This is a genomic window from Paenibacillus oenotherae (assembly GCF_019443105.1).
GTDB classification, from domain to species: domain Bacteria; phylum Bacillota; class Bacilli; order Paenibacillales; family Paenibacillaceae; genus Paenibacillus_Z; species Paenibacillus_Z oenotherae.
Genome location: NZ_JAHZIJ010000087.1, coordinates 1 through 520, shown reverse-complemented (window position 1 = coordinate 520; position 520 = coordinate 1). Strand labels below are relative to the sequence as shown.

Annotated in this window: 1 protein-coding gene; it reads left to right on the top strand. The window is 66.2% G+C overall.

Annotated features, from left to right (window positions below; all coding sequences use genetic code 11):
* A partial coding sequence (locus tag K0T92_RS24690) for an AMP-binding protein (RefSeq protein ID WP_219875278.1) occupies window positions 1-520 on the top strand: 520 nt, incomplete at both ends.

The following is a 520-nucleotide window of genomic DNA, read 5'->3' as shown; positions in this document are numbered from 1 at the left end:
CTGCGCGTCATCTGTGCGCAGCGGAGCTGGCTGGCTGCGGCAGAGCGCGTGACGGCGCGCGAGGCGACGGATGTCGCGAGCGGGGCGTCGCAAGAGGCTTCGCAGGCGGTATCGGGAGAGGCGTCACCAGTGGCGTCGCATGGCTCGGCGGCAGCGGCTGCCGATGCGGGGGCGATGCCGGCTGTCACGCTGATCGATCTGGACGATGCGGCATGGCGCGAAGGCGCGGTGGAGCCGCTGGCTCCAGTGGGCGCACCGGATGATCTGGCCTACATTCTGTACACCTCGGGCTCGACAGGACGTCCTAAAGGGGTCATGATCCGCCATGAATCGGTGATCAACCGGATCCATTGGATGCAGAAGGCGTATCCGCTGGGCGAGGGGGATGTGATTCTGCAGAAGACGCCATACAGCTTCGACGTATCGGTGTGGGAGCTGTTCTGGTGGATGATGGCCGGAGCAAGCGTGGCGTTCCTGGCGCCGGGAGCGGAGAAAGACCCGGCGCAGCTGATGGAGGCGA